The following is a 2468-nucleotide window of genomic DNA, read 5'->3' as shown; positions in this document are numbered from 1 at the left end:
GCAGCCGCAGCCGCAGCCGCCGAAGCTGCGGCACCGACCGAAGCCGCTGCGCCCACCCCAGCCGCCGCGCCCGGCGCAGCCGTGGCATCCGCCGCAGCTACCGCGCCCGCCCCGAGGCTCCGCAGGAGATTCCCTCGCCCCCTCCCGGCGACCCTCGCCATCGCCCTCCTCCTCACCCTCCAGCTCGGCGAAGTCGCCGGTACCTCCGCCGTCACCACCCGTCTGCGCCTCGCCCACTTCGACAACTACGCCCCCTGGGGCGCCCGCCAGACCGCGCAGGCCGAGGCCATTCGCTCGGCGGACGGCTGGCCCGCCTATCGCACGGACCCCGGGCGGGAGCAGACCGTCGGGAACGATCCGATGATGGTCGGCGGGCAGGGTGCGCAGTACTACAGCAGCCACACGTCCGACGTCCTGTACCGCACCCTCACCGCCCTCGGTGACGGCTGGACCTCCGGTGGGCGCAGCCTTCAGAGCCTCGACAACGCGGTCACCGACACGGTCTTCTCGGTCGGCGCGCGGGTGCACTCCCCGCCGGACCCGCACCAGGACTGGTTCCCGCAGGACGGCACCGGCGAGACGGTGACCAGGCAGGACGTACCCCCGCTGGTGACGGTACGGCCGAGGGCCGCGCGCCCGGAGTTCGGTACGTCGCCCTACCGCAACCAGGAACTGCTGCTGGGGACGAGGGTCTACACCGTCCCGAGGGTCACCCTGCGCGGCACGAGCCTCACCGCCCGGTGCGCGGCGGGCAGCGAGGCGTACCTGTACGCGCCCCGCTATGCAGGCACCGCCCGCCTCGAAGGCAGCGACCTCACCGGCAGGTCCCGCTCCGACCTGCGCAAGAAGATCGCGGCGATGGCGAGGCTGGGCCAGGTCCCGGCATCGGGCGAGGTCCGCGTCACCCTCGCCCCGAAGAGGGCGAGCCGCATGCCGGGCCAGGGCTCGATCGGCTGCCTGGACACGGAGAAACTGCGCGCTGCGGCGGACCACCTGAAGGCGACCGGCGCGACGAAGGTGACCGTCGACGACGGCACGATCCGCGCCGAACTCCCGAAGGGCAGCAAGGGCCTCGCGGTGATCGCGGCCCCCCGCATCGCCGGCTGGCGCTGCGCGATCGGCGACGCCCCGGCCGTACCGGCGGAGGACTTCCACGGCCTGATCGCGGCCCCCCTGAACCCGACCTCGACCACCCTGACCTGCACGTTCCACACGCCGGGCCTACGCCTGGGGCTCGGCGTCGGGGCGGTCGCGCTCACCGGCACCCTGCTGCTCGCCGCCTGGAGCGCGCTCGGCAGGCGACGGCGCGCACAGGAGCACGCCGAACCCCGCGAGGACCTGGTCATAGCGTCCTGAGCCCCCTGCCCCACAGCTCCGCACGAGAGGTACGCCACGGTTTTCCCGCTGACGGCCGGGGGATGACTTCCCTGGCCGCCGCGCGTCGACGTATGCGATCGATTGCATAAACGTGCAGCGAGACGTATAGTCATGCCATTCAGGAGGAGGAGTCCATGGTGGTACGTGCGGCAGTCGCCGGAGCGAGCGGGTACGCGGGCGGTGAGGTGCTGCGCCTGCTCCTCGCGCACCCCGAGGTCGAGATCGGCACGCTGACCGGGAACTCCAACGCCGGACAGCGCCTCGGCGCACTCCAGCCGCACCTGCTGCCGCTGGCCGACCGGATCCTCGCCGAGACCACACCCGAGGCGCTCGCCGGGCACGACGTCGTCTTCCTCGCGCTCCCGCACGGCCAGTCCGCCGCCGTCGCCGAGCAGCTCGGCCCGGACGTCCTGGTCGTCGACATGGGCGCCGACTTCCGGCTGAAGGACGCCGGCGACTGGGAGACGTTCTACGGCTCCCCGCACGCCGGCACCTGGCCCTACGGCCTCCCCGAACTTCCGGGTGGCCGCGCCGCGCTGGAGGGGTCCAAGCGCATCGCGGTCCCCGGTTGCTACCCCACGGCCGTCTCCCTCGCGCTGTTCCCGGCGTACGCGGCCGGTCTCGCCGAGAACCAGGCGATCATCGTCGCCGCCTCCGGCACCTCCGGCGCGGGCAAGGCGCCCAAGGCCAACCTGCTGGGCAGCGAGGTCATGGGCTCCATGTCCCCGTACGGCGTCGGCGGCGGCCACCGGCACACCCCCGAGATGATCCAGAACCTCAGCGCGGCGGCGGGCGAGCCGGTCACCGTCTCCTTCACACCGACCCTCGCACCGATGTCCCGGGGCATCCTCGCCACGTGCAGCGCACAGGCCAAGCCGGGAGTCACCGCCGAGACCGTCCGCGCCGCGTACGAGAAGGCCCTCGCCGACGAGCCGTTCGTCCACCTGCTCCCCGAGGGGCAGTGGCCCGCGACGGCGTCCGTGCAGGGGTCCAACGCCGTGCAGATCCAGGTCGCCTACGACGAGGCCGTGGGCCGGATCATCGCGATCAGCGCCATCGACAACCTGACCAAGGGCACCGCCGGCGGTGCC

General features: G+C 73.2%; 1 protein-coding gene and 1 pseudogene. Both read left to right on the top strand.

All coding sequences use genetic code 11. The annotated features are described in order from the left end of the window. A pseudogene (locus tag AOK24_RS16940) lies at positions 1-1356 on the top strand (YfhO family protein); the annotation flags it as partial. A 155-nt stretch (positions 1357-1511) separates the two neighbouring features. Beyond that, positions 1512-2468: N-acetyl-gamma-glutamyl-phosphate reductase (argC, locus tag AOK24_RS16935; RefSeq protein WP_055720908.1), on the top strand; the 957-nt coding region annotated here is incomplete at its 3' end.

The sequence above is a fragment of the Streptomyces niveiscabiei genome (assembly GCF_001419795.1).
GTDB classification, from domain to species: Bacteria; Actinomycetota; Actinomycetes; order Streptomycetales; family Streptomycetaceae; genus Streptomyces; species Streptomyces niveiscabiei.
Note: the sequence above shows the minus strand (reverse complement) of the source record. Positions and strands in the feature narration are given on the sequence as shown.